Source organism: Nocardia aurantia, from assembly GCF_009604425.1.
Lineage (GTDB): Bacteria > Actinomycetota > Actinomycetes > Mycobacteriales > Mycobacteriaceae > Nocardia > Nocardia aurantia.
Window position 1 is genome coordinate 373492 of record NZ_WEGI01000001.1, and the last position, 24290, is coordinate 397781.

Sequence of the window (24290 nt, forward strand, 5' to 3'; positions counted from 1 at the left end):
AGTCGAGAACAATGCACCAGGACCCGGTGGGCACCAGCCTCGGATACCCACCGGTTTGCTCAGCGGTCTCTACTTCGGCGGGGCCGGCTGGGCCGGGTCGACGCAGTAGGTGCCGGGGCCGTAGCACGGCGAGGTGATGGTGCTGAAGTACTGGTAGGCCGCCCACAGCAGGATCGGGCCGGTAACCAGGGCGGAGCCGAGCAGCGTGCCGACGGTGCCGACGGTGGCCGCACCGGCGACGCAGCCGATGACCGCGCCGGGCAGGCCCGCCAGCAGAGCGCTGACGGCAGCGGAGATGGTGCCCGCCACGCCCGCGCCGACGACGCAGCCGAGGCCGCCGCCGATGATCGCGCCGATGATCGCGCCCGTGGTGGAGGCGATCGAGGAGCGCTGCGAGAACGCGCTGAGCTCCTGCGCGTCACGCGGGGTGAAGGACTCGGTGATCTCCTGGGCCGACAGGGGCTTCGCGTTCGCGATGTCCTGCGCGGTGATCGGGTTCTCGACCGGCTTGCCGTCCTCGGCCTTGGTGTCGGGCGTCAGGCGGACGGTGTTGTCGCTGATCTGGGCCGCGATCGGGAACTCGGTCGCGTCCTTGCGGTAGGCCAGCGGGATGGAGTCGACGTCGCCGCCGGCGTTGCTGATGACCAGGTTGCCACCGACGGTACGGAAGGTGCCGTCGGTGCTCGTCAGCACCGCCGAGTCGCCGTCACGCGACACGGTGTAGTGGACGCCGTTGACCTCGAGGGCCTGCGACGACGGGACGTGGACGATGCCGTCCTGCACGGTGACGCCGACAGCCGGAGCGGCCGGAGCCGGATCGGCATAGGCGGGGGCAGCCGCAACGCCGACGGCGCTGACGGTAAGTGCTGCATAAGCAGCGAATTTCCTCATCAGGGGGGACCTCTTGCTTCTTTTGTTGCGTGAGACCTGCGCGGAGCCCTACGGACACAGCGCAGTACGGACCTTCCCAGGCAACTGAGCGAGAGTCAAGATTCTACTCACTATGAATAATTCATGAACGGCGCGCGACACCTCGCCGTAAATGTTTGGACACCTTGCGGTGGGGTTCGGGCCAGCTCACGGCAACCGATACCGAGGTGTGTGTTACTTCCGGTAACGTTATCTGGCTCACCAGAATTAACGTCTTCTTCAGAGAGTAGACGGTGGTCCGCCATTCGGCCATTCCCGGCGATACCGTGCGGTGATAGCGGGATGTAATGAAATGGATGCGCGGGACCTGCGGAGTTCGCACCACAAGCCCGGTGGCACGGTCGGAATTAATTCATCGACTATTTACGGCGTCCGGACATGGCTTTCATCGACAACCCGGACGGGGTTACCGCCATTCGGCCGGATGATGCACATCGTGGAAACAACGAGGCCCCCGCGGCTTCCGCGAGGGCCTCGAATTATGTTGCCGCCGAACCGGTTATGCGGCGGCCGCCTCGGCCAGATGCGCCGCGCGCATCCGGATCCGTTGCAGCCGTTCCAGATCGGCCGCCACCGTGCTCACCCGGTCGCGGCGGTCGTCCTCGTGCCGGTCGACCGCGCGCGCGGCGTCCGCGATCGCGGCGTCGGCCGCGGTGGCCCGCTGCTCCGCCACCTCGGTGAAATGGTCACGCAGCGTGCGCTGTACCTCGCGCAGCCGCTGCTTCGACTCCTTGCCGACCTGGAACGAGACCTCGTCCATCAGCTTGCCGACGGCGATCTTCGCCTCCAGCTGCCGCCGGGCCTTCACGTTCTTCAGGTCCTCCCAGACCGTGTGGCCGCCCAGCACCAGGCCGGCGGCGATCGACCAGGGGTTGACCAGCGCGAGACCGGCCAGCGTGGTGGCCACGCCGATCATCAGCACGCCGCTGTAGGAGCCACGCAGCGCGCTGACCGCACGCTGGGTGATCGAGCCCTTCGCGCTCTCCAGTTCCTCGAGCGGGCCGTAGCTGTCCAGCACGTCCCGGGTGTCGGAAATGCGGATGCGCGGCACCGAATTCCGCTCGTCCTCCGCGAACCGGGCCGCGACCGTGCCCGCCAGCTCGACCGAGAGACGCTGGGCGAGCAGGAAGTTCTCGGTCACCTCGGCGTTGATGCGGTCGCCGATCCAGGTGTTGAACTGCGCCCAGCGCTTGCTCGGATCACCCTTGGTGACATCGTGTTCCGCCTCGCGGATCAGCGCGCGCAGCCGGTTGCGCAGGTCGTGCTCGACGGCCACGTTCAGCTCGGTGACTCCGTCGCCCAGGGCGTACGGCCAGTTCGAGGTGCGCTTGCGCAGCGCCAGGGCGGCCTGCCGGGCCTGCTCGAGGTGGGTGCGCGCCACCAGATCCCGCTGCGGATCCTGCAGCCGGGTCACCTCCGAGTTCAAGGCCAGTGTCACCTGATCGGACACCACCCGGACGTCGTTGATGACCGACTCGCGGGCCAGCAGCGCGGCGCGGGCCAGCAGGTGCTCGCGGATGTAACCGGTCAGCTGCGGGATGCCCGACTCGACGATCTTCCCGTTGTCGCTACCGCGATGGCCGGCGCGATGGGTCTCGGCCGACACCGGCAGCAGCGGCAGGTCCAGTCCGGCGTCGGTGAGCAGCTTGCGGTTGGCGCGCTGCACGTCGGCCCAGCGCGGATTCGCGTCGATCTTGTTGATCACGCAGGCGACCACTGAGCAGGCGGCCTGCAACTGCTTGAGGTAGCGGACGTCTCCGATGGTCAGCTCGTGGGTGCCGTCGGCCACGAAGAGCACCGCGTCGGCCGTCGGCAGCAGGTCCAGAGTTGCTGCCGCACTGCGAGACTCGGGTCCTTCCAGGCCGGGGGTATCGATCAGCACGACACCGGCGGCCAGCAGTTCGGCCGGGGCGGTGACGCTGACGAGGCCGTCGCGGCGCGCGGGGGTACGGGTCACCCGGTCGCCGTGCTCGATCACCGCGGGTTGCGGGGTGTGCTGGCCGACCAACGCGACGTCGGCGGCCACCAGGGCGTTGACGATGGAACTGAGCCCCGCCCGGGATTCACCGGTCACGACGATGCGCAGCCGGTCGTCGCCGATGCGGCGCTGCGCCGCGGCGAGCCGCCGCGACAGATCGGTGCGGCCGACGGTCTCGGTCACCGATTGCAGATCGGTGAGGATTTCGGTCATCGTTGCAGTCGCGTCGGTCACTTTGCCGACCAGTGCAGGGGCGCTCACGAGTGGAAGTCCTTTCGGCCGGCCCGTCCCGCCGGGTTGCGGCGGGACGGGCCGGGTCTGAATCAGTGCTGGAGAAGGGCGCTTGAGTCGTGGCTCGCATCCGCGGTGGGATGTGCGCTCGTCGACACATCGGTGCTCGACGACAGGCCGCTCGACAGACCGCTGGAGTGCGAGTCGGTCAGGCCGTGATCCGCGGTGCCGCCGGTACCGGCCGTCACATCGGTGTGCGTCGCGGTGGTCGGCGCGGCCGAGTGGCCGCTGTCGGTGCCCGCGGTGGCATCCGTGTGCGTGCTGGTGCCGGTGCTCGCCGTGCCCGCGCTCGTGGTCGGGGCGGAACCGCCGGTGGCGGCTCCGGTACCCGTCGAGGTGGAACCCGACGTGCCGTGCGAATCGGTGCCGGTGCTGGTCGACCCGGAGGTCGTGCCACCGGTCGAACCCGCGGTGCTCGAGCCCGGCTGCTGCAGCTGTGTCACGTTGTCGCTGGTGTGCGAGCTGACGCCGCCGCCGTTGGTGGTGCTGCCACCCAGATCGGCCTGGGGAGCGGAGCCGCCGGTGGTGGTGGCGGTGCTGCCGGTCGTGGTGGTCGGAGCCGAGTGCGTCGTATCCGTCGTGGCCGAGCCGGTCGTGGCCGAACCGGTGGTGCCCGGAGTCGCCGTGCCGGTGGTGCCGGTGGTGGCGTGGGAACCGTCGGTGGTGGTCGGCGTGTGGGTGGTCCCGGTGGTACCCGTGCTGCCGGTGTGGGTCGTGCCGGTGGTTCCGGTCGAGCCGGTGCCCGTCGTGCCGGTCCCGGTGGTGGCGGTGTGGCCGGTGTCGGTGCCGGTCGGCGAGTGGCCCGCGCCGGTGGTCGAGGTGCCGACCACGGCCGCCGCCCGGACGTCGGTGTTGGTCGCCTGGGTGACCGTCGACGACAGCGAGGTCGTCGCGGCGTTGGCGGTGTTGGCCGCCACCGGGGTGGCGATCACCGGCTGGGCGGCCGCGGCCGTCGCCGACGCGTCGGTCGCCGCCACCGTGGCGGTGCTCGCGTGCGCCACCGACGCGGTGGACTGACCCAGCGCCGACTGGCCGAGCGCGCTCGACGAGGCGCCGAGGCCCGCGGATGTGCTGGTGGCGAGGTTCGCGGAGAGACCGGCGTTGTGCGCCGCGCTGTCCGCGGTGGTCGCCGCCGAGCTCTGCGAGAACACCGGGCGCGCGTCGGCGCCGGCGTTCGCACCCGCGTTGACCGAGGCGTTGCCGTTCACGGACGTGTTGACCGAGGCGTTGCCGTTGGCCGAGGCGCCGGTGCCGACCGAGGTCGTCCGGATCTCGCCCGGCTGGCTGCCGTTCGGCTGACCGCCGCCGGCGCGCACGTCCTGGGACCCGCGGCCCTCGTTGTCGTGCGAACCGTTCCGTCCGTCGTTGTCGTGACCGATGCCGTTGTTGCCGGTCCGGCCGGACACGCCCGAATGATCGGAACCGCCGTCGTGATCGAACCCGTGGCCGCCGTCGTGGTCGGCGAAACCCTGACCGGCGTTGTGCCCGTCGTGATTCTGCGCGCCGGTCCCGGGGCGACCGCCCTCGAAGCCGCCGCCCACGTGGCCACCGAGACCGATGCCCGCGCCGACATGGCCGCCGATGCCCGCACCGAGCCCGCCGCCGAAGCCGCCACCGATCGCGTGACCCCAATCGGCCGCCGGCGCCTGGCCGTGCCCCTCGAAGCCACCCTGGCCGAAGCCGCCGTGGTTCTGGCCGCCGAACCCGTTGTGGTCCTGCCCGCCGAACCCGTCGTGGTTCTGCCCGCCGAAGCCACCGTGGTCCTGGCCGCCGAAGCCGTTGTGGTCGTGGCCGCCGAATCCGGCCTGGCCGCCGAACCCATTGTGATCGCCGAATCCGTTGTGATCGCCGAACCCGTTGTGCTCGCCACCGAAGCCCGGCTGGCCGAAGCCGCCCTGGCCGTGGTCGCCGAAGCCGTTGCCGTTGTGTCCCTGGTCGAAGCCACCCACACCGAAGCCGCCGTGGCCCTGATCGCCGAAGCCGCCGTGCTCGCCGCCCAGGCCACCCGCCGCGCCGAGCCCGGCGCCCGTGTTGATGCCGAATTCGAAGCCGACGCCGCCGATGTTCACGCCGACCTCGACGCCCGCCGAACCGCCGACCGGGATGGCGGGTCCGCCGTTGGCCGACACGGTGTCCTGCACGACGCTGGTCTCGATGGTGGCCGAGAAGCCGGGGCCGCCGGGGATCAGCGAGCCGCTGATGGAGTGGATGTCGTCGGTCTCGGTCTGGGTCTCCGTGATCGAGCCGCCGGCACCGCCGAGCCCGGAGGAGACGCCGCCGGAGACCTTCACGCTGTCCTCCGACACCCGGTGCTCGTCGACCGTCTGGAAGCTGGGCCCGAAGGTGCCCAGCGAGGCGTCGGTCTCGTGCACGGTGTCGGTCTCGGCGTGGGTCTGGTCGACGGATTCGTAGGCCGACCCGAACGGGGTGTTCACCGCGTTGGTGACCTCGTGCTCGTCGAATTCCGAGTGGGTCGCGTCGACGGTCTGGTAGTGCGAGCCGAACGGCCCGGTGCTCTCGTCGACGTGCAGGGTGTCCGACTCGGCGTGGGTGTCGTCCTCGGTGTGCGAGGCCGAACCGAACGGCGTGTCCACGGCCTGCACCGAGTGGTAGCCGTCGACCTCCTGATGCGACGCGTCGACGGTCTCGTGACCGAAGCCGAACAGCCCGGTCTCGCGCGACTCGTGCAGGGTGTCGGCCTCCGCGTGCGTCCGGTCGGTCGCCTCGTAGGCCCCGCCGAACGGGGTGTCGACGAAGTGGCTCGAGGACTGTTCGTCGAACTCGTTGTGCGCGGCGTCGATGTTCTCGTGGCTGCCGAACAGGCCGGCCCCGCGATCGACGTGCAGGCTGTCGTTCTCGAGATGCACGGCATCGGCGGTCGATCCCGCCGAGCCGAACGGGGTGCTCACCACGTCGACGGCGTGGTAGCCGTCGGCCTCGTGGTGGGCCGCGTCGATGGTCTGCGAGTTGCCGAGCCAGCCGGCCCGCTCGCTCTCCTGCAGGCTGTCGGACTCGGCGTGCACCTGGTCCACGGCCTGGTACGACCCGCCGAACGGGGTGTTGACGACATGGCTCGAGGACTGCGCGTCGAACTCGTCGTGCGCGAGGTCGACGTCGTTGTAAGTGCCGAACAGGTTGGCGCCGTGATCCTCGTGCAGGGTGTCGTTCTCGATGTGCACGCGGTCCGCGGTGTCGGCGGCCGAACCGAACGGGGTGTTGACGATGTCGACGGAGTGGTAGCCGTCGGCCTCGTGGTGGCCCGCGTCGATACTCGACGAGTTGCCGAACCAGCCGGCCTGCTCGCTCTCGTGCAGGGTGTCCGATTCGGCGTGCGACTGCTCGACCGACTCGTATCCGGAGGCCAGCGGGGTGTTCACCACGTGGGTGATCCGCTGGTCGTCGTACTCGTTGTGCGCGGCGTCGATCTCCTGGTGGCTGCCGAAGAAGTTCGCGCCGCGGTCCTCGTGGAAGGTGTCGTTCTCGCCGTGGACCCGGTCGACGGTCTCCGAGGCGGAGGCGAAGGGGGTGCTCACCGCGTTGACGCCGTGGTAGACGTCACCCTCGTGATGGCCGGCGTCGATGGATTCCGACGAGCCGAACAGTCCGTGCTGCTCGGCGATCCGCAGATCGCCGGACTCGGCGTGCGCGGCGTCGGTGGCCTGGTAGGCCGAGCCGAACACGCCGTCGACCGAGTGGACGCTGTGCTCCTGGTCGGCCTCGCTGTGCCGGTCGTCGACGTTCGTGTAACCGCCGAACAGCCCGGTGCCGGTGCTGACGTGCCGGCTGTCGTCCTCGTTGAAGGAGGTCTGCGACCCGTCGAACTCGGTGCCGAACGGGGTGACGGCGCCGGCGACGTGCACGCTGTCGTCGGCGACGTGGGTCTGCTCGTCGGATTCGAAGGCGCTGCCCCACGGGGTGACGTACCCGGAGGCGTCCGCGCTGTGATCGGCGACGTGGTCGGTGCGGTCGGCGGAGAACTCGGTGCCGAACGGGGAGACCGAGGTGTGCACGTCGGCGCTGTGGTCGGCCTCGTGATCGGCCTCGGAGCTGGTGAACGCGCTGCCGAACGGCGTCGACACGGAACCGGCGTGCGCGGTCTCGTCGTAGACGTGGCTCGAGGTGGAAGCGTCGAATTCGGAGCCGAGCAGGCCCGTGGTGCTGTGCACATGACTGGACTCGGCGTCGACGTGGTTCGCCTCGTCCGCGGCGTAGGCCGAGGCGAAGGGGGTGGAGATGCCCGCGGCGCTCGCGCTGTGGTCGGCCACATAGGTGTCCTGACCGGCGTCGAAGGTGGTGCTGAGCAGGCCCGGGGTGACCCCGACATGGCTCTGCTGATCCAGGATGTGGCTCTGTTCACCGGCGACGAAGGAACTGCCCACCGGGGTGGCCACCCCGGCGGCGAAGCCGTGCGCGTCGACGGCGGTGACGTGCTCGCCGGCCTGGAAGGAGAGGCCGTCCGGAGTGGGGACGACACCGGCGCCGGAATCGACGTCCACGGTGTCCACATTGCCGACCAGGATTCCGGTGCCGGCCGGTCCGAGGGCGGATACCGCCCCGGCAGCCAGATGGGGTGTCGTGGCGGCGTGAATGTCGTCTGACTGATCGTTCGCTGGGTCGTTGCCGACGCCGAAGACCGTTGCTTCCCCGAGGTTGTTGCCGAGGGCCATGGTGGAACTGCCTTTCCTGATAACAATCGGCACAATCGCCTATGTGGGCTGTATCGCCATCCCTGCCTGCGAAGTTACGGTCATCCGCTGGCGGGTAGGTGGGAGAAGTCTGTGAGTCAGCCGAGTGCTCACACCGGGCTCACAGCAGACGTCAAGACCTTTGCCCGTGAAATTCGGGGGTTGCCGGACGTCGGGACACAGGCCCCTGGCTGAGACCGGTCGGCGCAATTCGCAGCACGGTGACACGCGGTCGGCCGCTCGCCGCGCGGGCTGCGCGGCACGAACCGCCGGGAGCGAGTGTCCCCGGCACCACCGTTACCGCGATGATACCTACACTTGGCTATAAGCGCAGGTCCCGGGTTTTTCGTGGGATCGGCCGCCCATCACGAACCGATCACCGCCGGATGCGCGCGCGCCCGGGAGTCGATCGGATGTCGCGATGTGGACATCGCCGCGGCGCGACCGTGGCGGATGTGCGAATCGCGGATATACATGGGAAACACGTTGCGGCACAATGCAAGGCGTACGTATTCGGGTGGTCCCGGCAGTCGGCGGAGGGGGTGTGGCGGTGAGCGGTACGGGAGCGGGTTCGGGCGGGCCGTTGTGCCCGGCGGACGCCACCGGGGGCTGGGAGCCGGCGGGTACGCCCGACGCGCCGTGGCTGGTGAAGGACTACGGCGAATATCGGGGCCGCGTGACGCGGACGGCCGGCGCGACCTGCGTGTGGCGGGTCGGCCGGCCGGACGGGTCCATGCTGCGGGAATCCTCGGCGCGCGGTGTCGAGGAGGCCAAGGCGCTCGCGGACGCCTGGGTGGCACGCGCCCGCGGCCAGGCGGAGGGCGATCGGGTCTGACCGGTACTCCGGCTATCGCCTCGGCCTGAAATCGGTTGCCGCCACGTCGATTTCGCGATCAGGCCCGAGATGCCAGCTGCCCGGCGCCGGGGTGTGGACGGGCTCGATCGGATCGGCGAACTCGCGCAGGCTGCGCTCGTCTATCTCGGCGAGGCCGACCACGATGATCAGCACCATGGTGACGATCGTGACCGTGGTGATCAGCGGCATGAGCAGATGCATCGAATCGGCGCCCTGTAACGAGCCGTCGCGATCGTGATGGAAGGCGCGCATCGCCCCCATTCCGGTGAAGTGCATCCCGCACACGGCCACGCCCATGACGAGGCCCGCGCCCAGGGAGGCGGCCAGGCCGTGCAGATGCAGCATGAACCACAGCGCCACCGTGGCCGCCACCACCGCGATGGCCAGTGACAACATCACGATCGGCAGGCTGTACCGGATGCTCGCGGTATCGGTCCGCATCGCGCGCATGCCCAGATAGTGCATGGCCGCGACGCCGAGGCCGGTGACGGCCCCGCCCAGCGGCAGCGCCAGGATCTCCAGGTTCCACCGCACCACGATCGACAATCCGATCCACACCACCACGATGGCCACCACGGCACTGAGCAGGGTGAGCGGAACGTCGTAGGCGATCGCGACGCCCTGGATGGAGAAGCCGAGCATCGCGGTGAAGTGCATGACCCAGATGCCGGCGCCGCCGAGCGCGACGGCGGCGGCCGCGAGCCACACCGCGGGCCGGGTGGCCGACCGCGCGTGGAAGGCGCACCGCAGGCCGAGCACGGATCCGATGACGGACATGACATAGGCCAGAACGGGTGTTACCCATCCATAGCTGAAGTGGTCGAGTTCCAGCACGCGCGTACTCCGATGGTCGACGAGCCCTCTTGATGGGAGGGGACTCTGGTTCACTTGCCGATCGTTTGCAAGGGGCTGTGTCGCAGGTAGGCCATTCCGCTGCGGTAAACGCCGGTCACCAGCGGAATGCGCGAGGAGTCCTCCAATTCGGGTTGTTCGGATTGTCGGTAACCTGATGTCCGATTCTTTCCGAAGCTAACGGTCCGGTGACTCCGACGCATCTCGTGAATTGCCCCGAGTCGTCGGGACATCCAGCAGGTGGTGCGTAAAAGCGTTGCTCTGCAACAACTTTCGTCGAACTGTCGCATATGCGCCGAGGCGGCGCATCGGTGCGCCGGAAGTGTGCGGAGACCGCGTGCCGCGCACGGTGTTTCGACTGGCCGACCGATGTCGGCGGGTTGGCCCGGGGTGTGCCGGGGGCGACCGCGCGATGGCGAGAACGCGTCGGCGGGTGAGTGTCGCCGAGTCGCTGCGCCATGTTTGCCACCAATGTGCGACATGTCCGATTCGAGTGCCGGTTGATGCGCGCCGGGCCGGCCTGCTACCTTATCGACAATGATTTTCACTTTCGAAAACTGATGAGGGATGCGCGATGGCTCGACCCGGTTCCGGCAGGCGTGTGAGGGGTGCGGCGCTCGGCGCGACCGCACTGGCGATGGTGGTGGCGGCGGGCTGCGGCACCTCCGCACCATCGCCGGGTGGTGACGAAACTGCCACGGCCGGTGGGAAATTGGAGGTGGTCGCCACCATCGACGCGTGGGGCGGCATCGCCGCCGCGCTCGGCGGCGACAAGGTGCACGAGACCGGCATCATCACCAATCCGGACACCGATCCGCACGACTACGAACCCACCCCCGCCGATGCGCGCGCGGTGGCCGGCGCGAAGGTGGTGATCGCCAACGGCATCGGATACGACGCCTGGGCGGACCGGCTGCTCGCCGCCAGCCCCGGCAAGGACCGCGTCGAGCTGAACATCGGGAAGCAGCTGAACGTCCCGGCCGACGGCAACCCACACCAGTGGTACTCGCCCGCCGCGGTCGCGGCGGTGGCCGACCTCGTCACGGCGAACTACAAGCGTGCCGACCCGGCCGACGCCGCCTACTTCGACCAGCGGCACGACCGGTTCGTATCCGGCGATCTGGCGAGATATCAGGCCCTGATCGCGGAGATCCGGCAGAAGTACGCGGGCACCCCGGTGGGCGCCAGTGAGTCCATCGTGGAACCGCTGGCACAGGCGCTCGGGCTGAATCTCGTTACCCCCGAAGCCTTTCTGAAGGCGATCAGTGAGGGTACCGACCCGTCCCCGGCCGACAAGGCCGCCATCGACGCGCAGATCACCGCGAAGGCGCTGAAGGTCTACATCTTCAACAGCCAGAACAGCACACCGGACGTGCAGGCCCAGGTCGACGCGGCGAAGCGGGCGGGCATCGAGGTCACGACGGTCACCGAGACCCCGGCCCCCGCCGGCGCCACCTTCCAGGACTGGCAGACCGGTCAACTGCAGGCGCTCGCGGACGCGCTGCACCGAGCGACCGGCGCATAGATGGCCATCGCGCAGGCGAACGCGATGGCGGCCGGAGCGACCGTGCCGGCGGCCGGCTCCGGCGAGCCGCCGGTGGTCCGGCTGCGCGACGCGGCGACGGCCCGCGGCGGCCGCCGGATCTGGTCCGATGTCTCGCTGGAGGTCCGGCCCGGCGAATTCGTCGCGGTGCTGGGTCCCAACGGGGCCGGGAAATCCACCCTGCTCGATGTGCTGCTCGGCCTGGTGCCGGTGGTCGCGGGCAGCGCCGAGGTGCTCGGCGAGCGCCCGGGCCGCCGCAACCCGCGGATCGGCTACCTCCCGCAGCGGCGCGCGTTCGACACCGCGGTCCGGCTGCGCGGCGCCGACGTGGTCCGTCTGGGGCTGGACGGAACACGCTGGGGCACACCGCTTCCCATACTGTTCCCGCGCCGGCGGCGAGCCCGGAGGCAACGGCTGCACGAGGTGCTGGCGCGGGTCGGCGCGAGCGGATACGCCGACCGGCCGATCGGCCGCTGCTCGGGCGGCGAACAACAACGCCTGCTGATCGCGCAGGCCCTGATCCGCCGCCCCGCACTGCTGCTGCTCGACGAACCACTGGACAGCCTCGACCTCCCCGGCCAAGCGGGCATCATCACCTTGATCCGTGACCTCTGCCGGACGGACGGCGTGACAGTGCTGATGGTCGCCCACGACGTGAATCCCCTTCTGCCACACTTGGATCGCGTCATCTATCTGGCGGGCGGCGCCGCGGCCACCGGCACCCCCGCCGAGGTGATCACCCCGCGACGGCTGACGGCCCTGCACGGCATCCCGATCGAGGTCCTCCACGATTCGGCCGGGTTGCCGGTGGTGGTCGGCCGGCCCGGAACCCCCTCCGGCCCTTCGAGTTCCGATCCGGGGGTGCCACGATGACACCGCACCTCGGCTGGAATCTGTGGCTGGATCTGCGGCAGATGCTGTCATATCCGTTCATGGTCAACGCGTTTCGCGCCGGTGCCGTCGTCGCCGTGGTGGCGGGCGTGGTGGGCTGGATGATGGTGCTGCGCCGCGAGGCCTTCGCCGGTCACACCCTGGCTGTGGTCGGCTTCCCCGGTGCGGCCGCCGCGACCTGGCTCGGAATCGCCCCCGGCTACGGCTGTTTCGCGATCTGCGTGCTCGCCGCCCTGGTGATCGGCGCGCTGCCCGCCGCGACGCGCGCGAACGCCTCCGGCGAACACGCCGCGGTCATCGGCACCCTCCAAGCGTTCGCGCTCGCGGCCGGAATGCTGTTCGTGAGCCTGTACCACGGCTTCCTGTCCGGCCTGACGAGCCTGCTGTTCGGCACGATCACCGGCGTCACCACCGGGCAGGTCCGGTTCCTGCTCACCGCCGCCGTCCCGTGCCTGCTGCTGCTCGCGTTCCTGGGCCGCCCCTTACTGTGGTCCTCGATCGACCCGAAAGCAGCTGCGGCACAGCGAGTACCGACACGCCTGGTGGCCGCACTCTTCCTCGTGCTGCTCGGCGTCGCCGCCGCCGGCGCGGGCCAGATCACCGGCAGTCTGCTCGTGTTCGCACTCCTCGTGGCTCCGCCCGCCGCGGCCCACCGCCTCACCACCCACCCGGGCCGGGGCATCGCCTGCTCCATCGCGATCGCCGTGGCGGTCACCTGGCTGGGCACGGCCTCCGCCTTCTTCTCGCCCTACCCCATCGGATTCTGGGTCAGCACATACGCTTTCGCCACCCATATGGCCGCCGTCCGGATCGATCACCTGCGCGATCGCCGATCCGGTGGCCCCCGGAGCCCCGCCTCGCCCGGAGTGCGGGGCGAGAAGTTCGCCCTTCCGGCCACCCCACCGGACAGGAACCCGCCGAGGACATCGGACGAGAGCGCCTCTCTCCCCGCTGTTTCCGGCGAAGCGGACGCGGCAGCGGCGTCGCGGCGTGGACGTGAGGGGTCCCCGCCGCACGCCGCTGCCGCCGATACCCGCATCCCGTTCACAGGTGCCCTCTGCCCGCTGTCGCGTGCGCGGCGGCGCCGCTCGTCGTCCGCTCCGCCGGATCCGTCCGGCCCGGCGCTCGGCCTGTCGTCGATTCTGTTCCGCGCTCGCCGGTTACGCCGGAAATCACCGGTGTTGCGCGGCGACATCCGGGGTTGTCCGGACGCTGCGGAGAGAGCCCTCGGAAGCGGCCGCCGCGTTATCGAAGGAGAAGCGGCATGACCCTTGTCGCGCATGCGTTCCTGGTGCACGCCCTGATCGCGGGGACGGCGGTGGCGCTGTTGTGCGGGGCGGTGGGGTATTTCCTGGTGCTGCGGCGTGAGGTGTTCGCCGGCGACGCGCTCGGGCACGTCGCCTACACCGGTGCCATGGCCGCGCTGATGTTCGGATTCTCGCCTCGCGCCGGGCTTTTCGCGGCCGCGATGGCGGCGGGTGTGGTGCTGGGAGCGGGGGCGCTGCGCGGCGGCGCCGACGATGTGGCGATCGGTTCGTTCTTCGCCTGGATCCTCGGCCTGGGAGGGCTGTTTCTCGGTATATATACGACACATCGCAGCAGCGAGCACGGCAACGCCAATGTGAACGTCTTGTTCGGCAGCATCTTCGGGATCGGCACACGGGCCGCGGCGATCGCGGTCGCCATCGCGGTGACGGCCCTGGCGGTGCTGCTGGCGATCGCGCGGCCGTTGCTGTTCGCGACCGTCGACCCCGCGGTGGCCCGCGCCGCCGGAGTGCCGGTCCGGCTCCTGGGCATGGGATTCCTGGCCGTGGTCGGCGCGACAGTCGCCGAGGCCACCCAGTTGGTCGGGGCGGTGGTGGTACTCGGCCTGCTCACCGCGCCGGCCGCCACCGCCGCCCGGCTGACCGCCCGGCCGTGGCCGGCGTTCGGCCTGTCGGCGGTCCTCGCCACGGTGGCGGTCTGGGCGGGTATCGCCCTGTCCTGGGTCGTACCGGCAGCTCCGGCCGGTTTCACCGTCACCGCGGTGGCCGGTGGGGGATACCTCGTGGTGGTCGCCGGTGGGCTGCTGTGGCGCGCAATCCGTTCCGGTGTGACCGGCGTCCCGGCCCGGGCGTGAACCGGCCGCGCCGCGACCGGTGCGGGCGGCGGCCGAAGCGCGCATAGTGGGTAGGAGCGGCGGGTATCCCTCCTCTGCGCGGGCATGGATACCCGCAGGTCCGGCGGGCGCGGCGGCAACGCGCACGGCCCCTTCCGGCAACCTTCCAGCAGTAAGCGGAGACTCACTACGGTATTGCGATTCTCCAAATCCGGAAGTATCGTTATCACTGTAAGGATTGCAAGAGTGTGCCTGTTGCCGTGCAGGCATGGCTGTGGTCCGAACGACCGTGAGTGGGAGCTGCAATTGCTGGATTTGCCTGACGGCACCCGCATTCCGTTGATCGATGCGAGTGTCCACATCTTCTTCCGATCGAACCGGGAGTTCCGGAACGCCCTGCGGGAGCCGTACCGGTCCCGGGGCATCCCGGACGTGGAGATGGACTGGTACGGCGCACCGGGCGGCGAGTACGCGCCGGGCACCGAGGGCCCGAACGGGGAGTACCCCGGCTCGGAGCCGGACGTGGTGGGGGAGCATCTGTTCCTGGAGCGCGGCGTCGATGTGGCGGTGCTGCATCCGATGACCCGCGGCGTCCTGCCCGACCGGCATCTGACGTCGGCGATCCTCGCGGCGCACAACGAGATGATGGTGTCGAACTGGCTGGAGTCGGGCCGGTACGCGGAGCGGTTCCGCGGCACGATCCGGGTGTGCCCGGACGACATCTCCGGCGCGATCCGGGAGATCCGGCGCTGGCAGGGTAATCCGCAGATCGTGCAGATCGGGATCCCGTTGCAGTCGCGCGAGTTGTACGGCAAGCCGCAGTTCTGGCCGCTGTGGGAGGCCGCCGAGGAGGCGGGCCTGCCGGTGGCGGTGCACATCGAGACCGGCAGCGGCGTGGAGAATCCGCCGACGCCGTCCGGGCATCCGCGCACCTACGAGCAGTACGCGTCGTTCATGGCGTTGAACTACATCTACCACCTGATGAACATGATCGCGGAGGGCGTCTTCGAACGCTTCCCGCGGTTGCGTTGGGTGTGGGCTGACGGCGCCGCCGACATGCTCACGCCGTTCATGTGGCGGATGGACACCTTCGGCCGCCCGCATCTGGAGCAGACCCCGTGGGCGCCGCAGATGCCGAGCGCCTACCTGCCCGAGCACGTCTACTTCGTGCAGGGCGCGATGGACGGCCCGGGCGACGTCGAATACGCCGGGGAGTGGTTCGGTTTCACCGGCAAAGAGAACATGGTCATGTTCGGGTCGAGCTACCCGCACTGGCAGCTGGGCGAGGCGGCGAAGGTGCCGTCGGCCCTGTCCGGCGAGCAGCGGGAGAAGCTGTTGTGGCGCAACGCCGCCGGCCTCTACGGCATCGATATCGACACCATCACCACCGCCGGGGTGCGGTGAACAAACACGTTTTCCGGCAGCACGGGCCGAAAGACAGTGGGAGGCAATCATGACGCAGGCAATGATCCGGTCCCGGGTGCCCAGTACCGAACTGGTCCCGGTCCGGGTGGTCGATTCGGATATCCATCCGATGCCGGCACCGGGGCAGCTGGTGGAGTACATCCCCGAGCCCTACCGGAGCAAGATCCTGACCCACAAGGTGGGCAGCACGATCTATTACGACGCACCGGATTTCAACCACGCCTTCGCGATGCGGGTCGACTCGTTCACCGAGGACGGCGGATTCCCGGGCAGCGACCCGGATCTCGCCTTCCAGCAGGCGATCATCGAGGGCGGCTCCGATATCGGCATCCTGGAGCCGGGTTTCACCGCCAAGCGACTGCCGGAGTGGTCGCAGGCGATCTGCACCGCGCACAACACTTGGCTGGCCAACCACTGGCTCGACAGCCACAACAACTGGCACCAGCGGTGGCGCGGTTCCATCTGCGCGGCGACCGAGGACACCGCCGGCGCCGTGCGGGAGATCGAGAAGTGGGTCGGGCATCCGTACATGTCGCAGATCCTCATCAAGGCCGAGCCGCGCCCGGCGTGGGGTGACCCGCAGTACGACCCGATCTGGGCGACCGCGGTGAAGCACGACATGCCGGTGGCCTGCCACCTGTCCCGTGGTTTCTACGAGACGATGCCGGCCCCGCCGGTCGGAATCCCGAGCTACAACCACGATTTCATGGTCAGCTACTCGCTGCTGGCGAACAACCAGGTGATGAGCCTGATCTTCGACGGCGTCTTCGACCGGTTCCCGGAACTGCGAATCGTGCTGGTGGAGCACGCTTTCACCTGGATCCTGCCGCTGATGTGGCGGATGGACGCGATCTACGAGGCGCGCAAGTCCTGGGTGGACATCAAGCGCAAGCCGTCGGAGTACGTCAAGGAACACATCAAGTTCACCACCCAGCCGCTGGACTACCCGGACGACAAGACCGAGCTGACCCGCGCGTTCGAGTGGATGGACTGCGAGAAGATCCTGCTGTTCTCCTCGGACTACCCGCACTGGACCTACGACGATCCGCGCTGGCTGGTGAAGCATCTGCCGGCCCACGCGCGCGAAGCGATCATGTTCCGCAACGGGATCCAGACCTACCATCTGCCCGAGTCGGTTCCGGCGCTGCCGGGACAGACCAAGGTCTGGTGACGGGCTTGGCCGAGGAAGCATTGCGCGACAACGCTTCCGCGCCCCGCCTCGCGCAGGGCCGGGAGCATGTGGTGGCCACGGTGGACGAGATCCCGCCCGGCACCCACAAACTCGTGCCGATCGGTCGCCACGGCGTCGGTGTCTACAACGTGAACGGCACCTTCTACGCCATCGCCAACTACTGCCCGCACGAGGGTGGTCCGCTGTGTTCCGGCCGCGCCCGCGGCCGGACCGTGGTGGACGAGAACGCCCCCGGCGACGCGGTCGAGGTGCGCGACCAGGAGTACATCTACTGCCCGTGGCACCAGTGGGGTTTCGAACTGGCCACCGGCACCACCGCGGTGAAACCGGAGTGGAGCATCCGCACCTATCCGGTGCGGGTCGTCGGCGACGACGTCCTCGTCACCGCCTGATCGGCCCGGCGCGCGGGACACCGTGCGCCCGCAAGACGGAAACACCGTGCCCGGGTGCGCCCGGCACGGTGTTTTTCTTGCTCGGCAGGGGTCATCTGCCCGAATCGGGGGTAGCGTCACCCTGGCGAATGTAGGATTCTCGAAATACGAGAATGAAGTTTTCATCACTCGAAATTGATCTTCCAACTCATCGAGGAGACGGGATGCCAGCGACAACGGGCGTCACGAAGCGGCTGCTCATCGACGGCCAGCTGGTCGAGGCGCAGCAGTCGTACCCATCGATCAACCCGGCCACCGGCGAGATCTACGGTTATGCCCCGGATGCCGGACTCGCCGAAGCGGAGGCGGCGATCGCCGCCGCCCGTAAGGCGTTCGACACCACCGATTGGGCCACCAACGCGGAGCTGCGCGCGCGCTGCCTCGATCAGCTGCACCGCGCGCTGTCCGACAACGTGGAGCACCTGCGCGACCTGACGGTCGGCGACGTCGGCGCCACCCGGATGTCCACCTCCGGCGCACAACTGGAGACCCCGATCGAGATCGTGCGGTACTACGCCGATCTGCTGCCCGGCTACTCGTTCAGCGAGGACCGCGGCACGATCGAGGTGCGCGGCGCCAACCACCTGCGCTGGGTGGAGAAGGAAGCCGCCGGCGTGGTCGCGGCGATCATCGCCTACAACTACCCGACGCAGCTGGCGCTGGCCAAGCTCGCCCCCGCGCTGGCCGCCGGCTGCACGGTGGTCCTGAAGGCCGCCCCCGACACCCCGCTGATCACCCTCGGCATCGCCGAGCTGATCGCCGAGCACACCGACATCCCGCCGGGCGTGGTGAACGTGTTGTCCTCGACCAGCGTCGAGGTCGGCGAACTGATGACCACGCACCCGGACGTCGACATGGTCACCTTCACCGGCTCCACCCCGGTCGGCAAGAAGATCATGGCCGCCGCCAGCGGCACCCTGAAGCGGGTCTTCCTGGAGCTCGGCGGCAAGTCCGCGGCGATCGTCCTGGACGACGCCGACTTCGACATGGTCGCGATGATGTCGGCCTTCGCCGGATGCAGCCACGCCGGCCAGGGCTGCGCGATCACCACCCGCATCCTGGTGCCGAGCAGCAAGCACGACGAGATCGTCGACAAGATCGCGGCGATGCTCGGCAACGTGAGCGTCGGCGATCCCGAGGATCCGACCAAATACATGGGCCCGCTGGTCAGCGCGCGGCAGCGGGACAAGGTCGCGGGCATGGTCGACCGGGCCGTCGCGGCCGGCGCGAAGCTGGTGTGCGGCGGTGAGAAGGTCGATCCCGGCTTCTTCTACACCCCGACCCTGCTCACCAACGTCGATCCCGATTCCGAGATCGCGCAGGAAGAGGTGTTCGGTCCCGTGCTGGTGGTGCTCACCTACGAGGACGACGACGACGCGGTCCGCATCGCCAACAACTCCGCCTACGGCCTGTCCGGCGCGGTCTACGGCAACGAGGAACGCGCCCTGGCGATCGCCCGCAAGGTCCGCACCGGCACCCTCAGCGTCAACGGCGGCATGTACTTCGCCCCCGACGTCCCGTTCGGCGGCTACAAGCAGTCCGGCCTCGGCCGCGAGATGGGCCCCGAGGGCCTGGAGGAGTTCCTCCAGATCAAGACCATCGCCAAACCCGTTGCCTGAGTAGACAACCGGACCGCCCGGTCGAGCGCGCGGCGACGCGCCCGCCGGGAGTCCACCACGGCACTGCGGCCCACCGATTCGGCGGGCCGCAGTGCCGTTCCCGCGCGTGGGACGTAAGCCCTGTGGATACCGCGCGCCGCAACGCTATTCGGCGGACGAGCCGATCGTGCCGTCGGCGATCGCCTGCCGCAGCTTGAAACGCTGCACCTTACCGCTGGGAGTGCGCGGGAAATCGGCGACCACGTGCACCTCCTCCGGCCACTTCTGTTTCGCCAGACCCACTTCCGCGAGATGAGCGCGCAGATCCCCGAGCGTCGGCACCGTCGAATCCGCGCGCAGCCGCAACACCGCGGCCGCGTGCTCGCCGAGCCGCACGTCGGGGGCGGCCACGACGGCGGCCTCCGCGACCCCGGGCATTCCGAGCAGCGCCTCCTCCACCTCCAGTGCGCCGATGTTCTCCCCGCCCCGGATGATCAGGTCGGATTTGCGATCGGTGACCGTGAGGTAGCCGTCCTCGTCGAAGACCCCGATATCGCCGGTGTGATACCAGCCCTCGGCGTCGAAGGCGCGTTCGGTGAGCTCGTCGTCGGTGTACCCGAGGCACAGTTCCGGTCCACGCGTGACGATTTCGCCGTCCTCGGCCAGCCGCACCTCGACCCCAGGCAGCGCCTTGCCGTCGGTGTACAGCCGCTTGCCGGCGTCCGCGGTGTAGCGCGACCCGGTCACCGACGGATGCTCGGTACTGCCGTAGGAACGGAACACCGTGATCCCCAACTCGGTGAGCCGCGTGGTCACGGCCGCGGGCACCGGCGCCCCACCGAAGCCGACATACCGGATACACGAAAGATGTTCGGCCCGGAAGCCGGGATGGTCGAGCAGGCTGGTCACGTAATACGGCACCCCACCCTTGACCGCGACGCCGTACCGCCCCATCAACTCCAGCACCCGCCCCGGATTCCAGACATCCATGAGATGCACGGGACTACCGTCCAGCACCGGCAGCAACAACGCACCGAGCATGCCGATGAAATGCCCGACCGGCGCGGCGGTCAGCGCCGGCCCCGAATAGGGCGGATTGTGCGCACCGAGCTGCCGAATCTCGAACCCGAGGGTGCGATGACTGTGCACAACCCCCTTCGGATCACGAGTGGTCCCCGAGGTGAAGGCGATCAGCGCCGGCGCGTCCGGATCGACGCCGACGGCCCCGGCCAGCGGCTCGTCGGCGAGCAACCGATCGAAGTCCCGCCCCACCACCCCGACGACGGGCACCTGCGCCGCCACCTCCGGCCGAAACACCAACGCCCCGAAGCTCTCCGCCGTCAGAAATACCCGGGGCCGCACGGTCCGCAGAATGAACTCCACCTCCCTGCGCCCGTAGATGTGCACGATCGGCACCACCACCGCCCCGAGCAGCGCCGCCGCCCAGAACCCGACCGCGGCCTCCACCCAATTGGGCAGCTGCAACGCCACCGCGTCACCCGGCCCGACCCCCCGCTCCCGCAGCCCCGCCGCCAGCCGCCGCGCCCGCACCTCGACCTCCCCGAACGTCCCCGACCACGGCCGCACCTCGGAATGCACATGGAATTCGGTATCCGGCGCGGCGGCCAGCCCCCGCCCGAGCAGATCCCCGAGCGTATCGTCGGTCCACCACCCCTCTGCCACATACCTTTCGGCCAGGTCGGCAGGAATCTTGCGCATGGGAGCTCCGTTGCCCGAGGGGAGGACCGCCGACGACCCGAGGCCGGCGCGGTCGGCTGGCAGGCGGGGCACGAAAGCTCTCCGCTGCGGTCATGATACCCGTCGCGCGCTCAAATGTGAATGTTTACTTACATACGTCTGACTCGCAGTGTCAACAAAAGTCGTTGCAGAACAACGCCTTCCGTGTCATGCGGTGCGGAACGGACCGATGTCGGCGAACGATTCGCGATGAGGGTCGCCCATTCCGGTCCGCGCTCAGGCCGAAGGTCGTAGTCCGGTGGCCGAAGTGCCGAGTCCTGCTGCGCGCAACTCTGTTTCGATCGCGTGGGCCGCGAACCACTGACCGTCGGCCCGCAGTCGGTCGACGCGGCGCAGGATCGCCTCGACCCCGTAGGCTGCGGCGACGTCTGTGATACCGAGCCGGTCACCGGGTATGCGGGCGCCGGTACGGGCGTGTGCCACCGCTCTCCTCTCCGAGGTGTCGCTGGAACATTCCGGGCAATTCCCCGCTCGGAGTATAACGCTGTTGCACGTGCACCGGCACGTGCAGGCCGATCCGCTGCCGGAGCAGAACTGTTGTGGCACACTCGAACCCGCGACCTCATGGTCGGCAGGAGGGCCAATGATCGAAAGCAGCAGGGCCGTCGAGGGCGGTAACGGTGACCACGATGGCGAAGCGGGGGTGGATCCGAGGCTGCTGCGCGTGATTCTCGGCGCGCGGTTGCGCCGGTTGCGCGAGGCCGCGGGGATCAGCGGCGACATCGCCGGCAACGCGATCCGCGCCTCGCATTCCAAGATCAGCCGGATGGAGGCGGGCCGGGTCGGTTTCCGCACGCGCGACATCGAGGATCTGCTCACCGTCTACGGCATCGGTGATCCGCAGCGGCGGGACGAGTATCTCGACCTGGCCCGGCGGGCCAACGCGGCGAGTCAGTGGCACGCCGAGGTCGGCTCGCCCACCCAGCGCTGGGACACCTACTTCACGCTCGAGGACGCGGCCGCGCTGATCCGCAGCTACGCGCCGGGGGTGATGCCGCCGCTGTTGCAGACGGCGGCCTACGCGCACGCGGTTCTCGCGGTGGCGCAACAGGGTTCGACGCTGGAGCTGCAACGCCGGGTCGAGGTGCTGATCCGGCGGCAGCGGCTGCTCACCCGCGCGGACGCGCCGCGACTGTGGGTGGTGGTCGAGGAGGCGGCACTGCGCCGGCCGCTCGGCGGCACCGCGGTGTGGCGGGCGCAGCTGGAGTATCTGGCCCGGACGGCTCTGCGGCCCAATGTCACCGTGCAGATTCTGCCCGATCACCGGGGTGGGCCGGCGATCAGTGCGGTACCGTTCACCATGTTGCGGTTCGGTGCCGCGGATCTCGGTGACCTGGTCCATCTCCATCACGCGACCGGTACCCAATTCCTGGACCGCAGAAGCGATCTCGACGCGTACCGGGAGATCTGGGACCGGTTGTCGGTGGTCGCCATGGCGCCGGAACAGACCATCGATCGGATAGCCGCCATCCTGGGATGAGCTGATCAGGGGGGAACATGCCGGACGGTACCGTCGAGCCGGGACTGCCGACGGAGATCGACGTCAGCGTGCCGCACGAGGCACGGGTCTACGACTACTGGCTCGGCGGCCGGGACAACTACCCGGCGGACCGGGCGCTCGGCGACACCATCGCCGCGCACGTCCCGACCATCAAGACCATGGCCCGGGCCAACCGGTCCTTCCTCGGGCGGGCGGTGCGGTATCTGGTCGCCGAGGCGGGCATCACCCGCTTCCTCGACATCGGCACCGGCATCCCGACCGCGGGCAACACCCACGAGGTCGCCCAGGCGCTCGATCCCGCGGCCCGCGTCGTGTACGTCGACAAGGATCCGATCGTGCTGGCGCACGCCCGCGCGCTGATGGCCGGCGCCCCGACCGGCCGCACCGACTTCGTCTACGCCGACCTGCACGATCCGCGTTCCATCCTGGACCACCCCACGCTCGCGGCCACCCTCGGCGGCACCGAGCCGATCGCGATCATGCTGGTCGCGATTCTGATGTACTTCCGCGACGCCGACGACCCGGGCGGCATCGTCGCGACCCTGCTCGACGCCGCTCCGCCCGGCAGTCATCTGGTGATCACCCATCCCACCGCGGATTTCGACGCCAAGGCGATGGCCCGTGTGGTCGCCGCCGCCGAATCCTCCGGCATCCCGTTCGTCCCGCGCAGCCGTGCCGGCACCACGGCGCTGTTCGCCGGCACGACGCTGGTGGAGCCCGGGGTGGTCCCGGTGGTCACCTGGCGTCCGGAGCCCGCCACGGGTCCGGTCGCCACCGCCGAGGCCGACAGCGCCTGGTACTGGGCGGGCATCGGCCGCAAGGACTGAGCGGGCCGCCACCGTATGCTCGGTTGAATGAGTGAGCCTGCAGCCACCCTGGTCGCGGTCGGTCCGGATCTGGACGAGGTGACGTGCGTCGGTCCCGAGGACGATCCCGCCGCGGCGGGCCTCGACCCCGCCGGCGTGGCGGCCGTCTGGGAGTCGGTGCGTGCCTGGTATCGGCTGGGGACCACCCCCGCGATCCAGATCTGCCTGCGCCGCGACGGCCGGGTGGTGCTGAACCGGGCGATCGGGCACGGCTGGGGCAACGCGCCGTCGGACGGCCCGGACGCGGTGCGGGTGCCGGTCACCACGGAGATGCCGTTCTGCGGATTCTCCACCGCGAAGGGCGTGGCGGCGACGCTGACCGCGATGCTGATCGAACAGGGCGCCTTCACCTGGGAGGACCGGGTGTGCCGCTACATTCCCGAGTTCGCCGCGAACGGCAAGCAGGACATCACCATCGGCGACGTGCTGTCGCATGCGGCGGGCGTGCCGTTCGTGACCGGGCCGTATCGCGGGTCGGAACTGGTGGTGGACGAGGATCTGGCGGTCCGGGCGCTGACCGAGTTGCGGCCGGCCTGGCCCCGCCGGCGGTTCCGGGTGTACCACGCGATGACCGGCGGCCTGATCCTGCGCCTGCTCGTGCAGCGGGCGACCGGCCGCCGGATGCGTGAGCATCTGGCCGATCAGGTGCTGCGCCCGCTGGGATTCCGCTGGACCAATTTCGGGGTGGACGCGGCGGACGTGGCCCGGGTGATCCCGAGCGTACCGATCGGTCCCGGACCGTCTCGGGCGTGGAAGTTCCTGGCGCGCAAGGCCCTCGGTGGCGGAATGGGCCGGGTGGGGAACACCGCGTCGCAGTCGTTCCTGACCGCCGAACTGCCCTCGGGCAACCTGGTCACCACGGCCTTCGAACTGTCCCGGTTCTACGAGATCCTCGCCCGCGGAGGCGAACTGGACGGTATCCGGATCATCCGGCCGGACACGCTGCGCACCGCGGTGGCGCCCGCGCCGTGGCTGCCCGGAGTGGCCGGCCGGGTCAGCCGCGCCGGTTTCGAACTGGGCTCCCGCCGTTCGAAATTCGGGCACGACACCGGTGCGCACTTCGGCCGCAGCGGGCTCACCACCCAGTACGGCTGGGCCGACCCGGAGCGCGGATTGTCGGGGGCGATTCTGACCAGTGGCAAGGCGACGCTGGATGGTCGCCGGCCGTGGCAACTGTGTGCGCAGATCGCCGATGTGTGCGCTCCGCGAGTATCCGCCGGAGATCCCTTCCACTGGTGATCATCACAGCTTAGGGGTGGCTGAGAATTCGGTCGCAAGTTGGCGTATTCCATTGTGGCGCGGAGGTTGCTTTCGATATGCTCGGCCGCGGTCGTCGCTGTGTGTGAGATGAGTCTGCACGCGGGGGTGCGGATTCGGGTTGGAGGGCCCTGCCGC

General features: G+C 69.5%; 18 protein-coding genes. 12 read left to right on the forward strand and 6 right to left on the reverse strand.

From position 1 onward, the window contains the following. Window positions 1–69: 69 nt before the first annotated feature. From NRB56_RS01750 to NRB56_RS01760, 3 genes are all read right to left on the reverse strand, one after another. A complete protein-coding gene (locus NRB56_RS01750; protein WP_153338679.1) occupies window positions 70–891 on the reverse strand; it encodes a hypothetical protein in 822 nt (273 codons plus the stop codon). Between the two features lie 538 nt (window positions 892–1429). Further along, entirely contained in the window at window positions 1430–3169 is a 1740-nt protein-coding gene (locus tag NRB56_RS01755) for a dynamin family protein (protein ID WP_153338680.1), read from the reverse strand. Between the two features lie 62 nt (window positions 3170–3231). Beyond that, window positions 3232–7866 carry a hypothetical protein gene (locus NRB56_RS01760; protein ID WP_153338681.1) on the reverse strand — a complete coding sequence of 1545 codons (4635 nt, stop codon included), beginning with the start codon at window positions 7864–7866 and terminating at the stop codon, window positions 3232–3234. 568 nt (window positions 7867–8434) lie between these two features. Here NRB56_RS01760 and NRB56_RS01765 point away from each other — a divergent pair. Continuing rightward, a complete protein-coding gene (locus NRB56_RS01765) occupies window positions 8435–8719 on the forward strand; it encodes a hypothetical protein (RefSeq protein ID WP_153338682.1) in 285 nt (94 codons plus the stop codon). Between the two features lie 12 nt (window positions 8720–8731). Here NRB56_RS01765 and NRB56_RS01770 read toward each other — a convergent pair whose 3' ends face one another. After that, on the reverse strand, window positions 8732–9574 hold the full coding sequence (locus tag NRB56_RS01770) for an MHYT domain-containing protein (protein ID WP_319942431.1): 843 nt from the start codon (window positions 9572–9574) through the stop codon (window positions 8732–8734). A 592-nt stretch (window positions 9575–10166) separates the two neighbouring features. Between NRB56_RS01770 and NRB56_RS01775 the strand changes: the two genes are divergently transcribed. The 8 genes from NRB56_RS01775 to NRB56_RS01810 all read left to right on the forward strand — a co-directional run bounded on the left by NRB56_RS01775 (window position 10167) and on the right by NRB56_RS01810 (window position 18791). Next, a complete protein-coding gene (locus NRB56_RS01775) occupies window positions 10167–11117 on the forward strand; it encodes a metal ABC transporter solute-binding protein, Zn/Mn family (protein ID WP_153338683.1) in 951 nt (316 codons plus the stop codon). Further along, a complete protein-coding gene (locus NRB56_RS01780; protein ID WP_153338684.1) occupies window positions 11118–12008 on the forward strand; it encodes a metal ABC transporter ATP-binding protein in 891 nt (296 codons plus the stop codon). After that, on the forward strand, window positions 12005–13294 hold the full coding sequence (locus tag NRB56_RS01785) for a metal ABC transporter permease (RefSeq protein WP_153338685.1): 1290 nt from the start codon (window positions 12005–12007) through the stop codon (window positions 13292–13294). The genes NRB56_RS01780 and NRB56_RS01785 overlap by 4 nt, the downstream gene beginning before the upstream one ends. Then, a complete protein-coding gene (locus tag NRB56_RS01790; RefSeq protein WP_153338686.1) occupies window positions 13291–14145 on the forward strand; it encodes a metal ABC transporter permease in 855 nt (284 codons plus the stop codon). Before NRB56_RS01785 ends, NRB56_RS01790 begins: the two co-directional genes overlap by 4 nt. Window positions 14146–14430: 285 nt before the next feature. Beyond that, entirely contained in the window at window positions 14431–15528 is a 1098-nt protein-coding gene (locus NRB56_RS01795) for an amidohydrolase family protein (protein ID WP_153338687.1), read from the forward strand. A 49-nt stretch (window positions 15529–15577) separates the two neighbouring features. Further along, a complete protein-coding gene (locus tag NRB56_RS01800; RefSeq protein WP_227837055.1) occupies window positions 15578–16720 on the forward strand; it encodes an amidohydrolase family protein in 1143 nt (380 codons plus the stop codon). Then, on the forward strand, window positions 16717–17133 hold the full coding sequence (locus NRB56_RS01805) for a Rieske (2Fe-2S) protein (protein WP_319942432.1): 417 nt from the start codon (window positions 16717–16719) through the stop codon (window positions 17131–17133). Before NRB56_RS01800 ends, NRB56_RS01805 begins: the two co-directional genes overlap by 4 nt. Before the next feature lie 203 nt (window positions 17134–17336). Beyond that, on the forward strand, window positions 17337–18791 hold the full coding sequence (locus NRB56_RS01810; RefSeq protein WP_153338688.1) for an aldehyde dehydrogenase family protein: 1455 nt from the start codon (window positions 17337–17339) through the stop codon (window positions 18789–18791). A gap of 144 nt (window positions 18792–18935) precedes the next feature. Here NRB56_RS01810 and NRB56_RS01815 read toward each other — a convergent pair whose 3' ends face one another. Both NRB56_RS01815 and NRB56_RS01820 read right to left on the reverse strand, forming a co-directional pair. Next, window positions 18936–20489 carry an AMP-binding protein gene (locus NRB56_RS01815; RefSeq protein ID WP_153338689.1) on the reverse strand — a complete coding sequence of 518 codons (1554 nt, stop codon included), beginning with the start codon at window positions 20487–20489 and terminating at the stop codon, window positions 18936–18938. 255 nt (window positions 20490–20744) lie between these two features. Further along, a complete protein-coding gene (locus tag NRB56_RS01820; protein ID WP_153338690.1) occupies window positions 20745–20951 on the reverse strand; it encodes a hypothetical protein in 207 nt (68 codons plus the stop codon). 160 nt (window positions 20952–21111) lie between these two features. On the opposite strand from NRB56_RS01820, the gene NRB56_RS01825 reads away from it, so the two are divergent. Genes NRB56_RS01825 through NRB56_RS01835 form a run of 3 tightly spaced genes read left to right on the forward strand, consistent with a single transcriptional unit; the run spans window position 21112 to window position 24134 of the window. Continuing rightward, on the forward strand, window positions 21112–22008 hold the full coding sequence (locus NRB56_RS01825) for a helix-turn-helix domain-containing protein (RefSeq protein ID WP_153338691.1): 897 nt from the start codon (window positions 21112–21114) through the stop codon (window positions 22006–22008). A gap of 17 nt (window positions 22009–22025) precedes the next feature. Then, complete coding sequence (locus NRB56_RS01830) at window positions 22026–22856, forward strand: SAM-dependent methyltransferase (protein ID WP_153338692.1); 831 nt, start codon at window positions 22026–22028, stop codon at window positions 22854–22856. Window positions 22857–22883: 27 nt separating this feature from the next. Continuing rightward, the gene (locus tag NRB56_RS01835) at window positions 22884–24134 is read left to right on the forward strand and encodes a serine hydrolase (RefSeq protein WP_153338693.1); all 1251 of its coding nucleotides are present in this window, start codon (window positions 22884–22886) and stop codon (window positions 24132–24134) included. The last annotated feature ends 156 nt before the right edge of the window (window positions 24135–24290 follow it).

Bases quoted from the DNA above. Each gene is read 5' to 3' on its own strand.
- NRB56_RS01830 (WP_153338692.1), top strand. From the start codon at position 22,026: ATGCCGGACGGTACCGTCGAGCCGGGACTGCCGACGGAGATCGACGTC.
- NRB56_RS01810 (WP_153338688.1), top strand. From the start codon at position 17,337: ATGCCAGCGACAACGGGCGTCACGAAGCGGCTGCTCATCGACGGCCAG.
- NRB56_RS01790 (WP_153338686.1), top strand. From the start codon at position 13,291: ATGACCCTTGTCGCGCATGCGTTCCTGGTGCACGCCCTGATCGCGGGG.
- NRB56_RS01775 (WP_153338683.1), top strand. From the start codon at position 10,167: ATGGCTCGACCCGGTTCCGGCAGGCGTGTGAGGGGTGCGGCGCTCGGC.
- NRB56_RS01750 (WP_153338679.1), bottom strand. From the start codon at position 891: ATGAGGAAATTCGCTGCTTATGCAGCACTTACCGTCAGCGCCGTCGGC.
- NRB56_RS01785 (WP_153338685.1), top strand. From the start codon at position 12,005: ATGACACCGCACCTCGGCTGGAATCTGTGGCTGGATCTGCGGCAGATG.
- NRB56_RS01835 (WP_153338693.1), top strand. From the start codon at position 22,884: ATGAGTGAGCCTGCAGCCACCCTGGTCGCGGTCGGTCCGGATCTGGAC.
- NRB56_RS01800 (WP_227837055.1), top strand. From the start codon at position 15,578: ATGACGCAGGCAATGATCCGGTCCCGGGTGCCCAGTACCGAACTGGTC.
- NRB56_RS01760 (WP_153338681.1), bottom strand. From the start codon at position 7,866: ATGGCCCTCGGCAACAACCTCGGGGAAGCAACGGTCTTCGGCGTCGGC.
- NRB56_RS01780 (WP_153338684.1), top strand. From the start codon at position 11,118: ATGGCCATCGCGCAGGCGAACGCGATGGCGGCCGGAGCGACCGTGCCG.
- NRB56_RS01815 (WP_153338689.1), bottom strand. From the start codon at position 20,489: ATGCGCAAGATTCCTGCCGACCTGGCCGAAAGGTATGTGGCAGAGGGG.
- NRB56_RS01825 (WP_153338691.1), top strand. From the start codon at position 21,112: ATGATCGAAAGCAGCAGGGCCGTCGAGGGCGGTAACGGTGACCACGAT.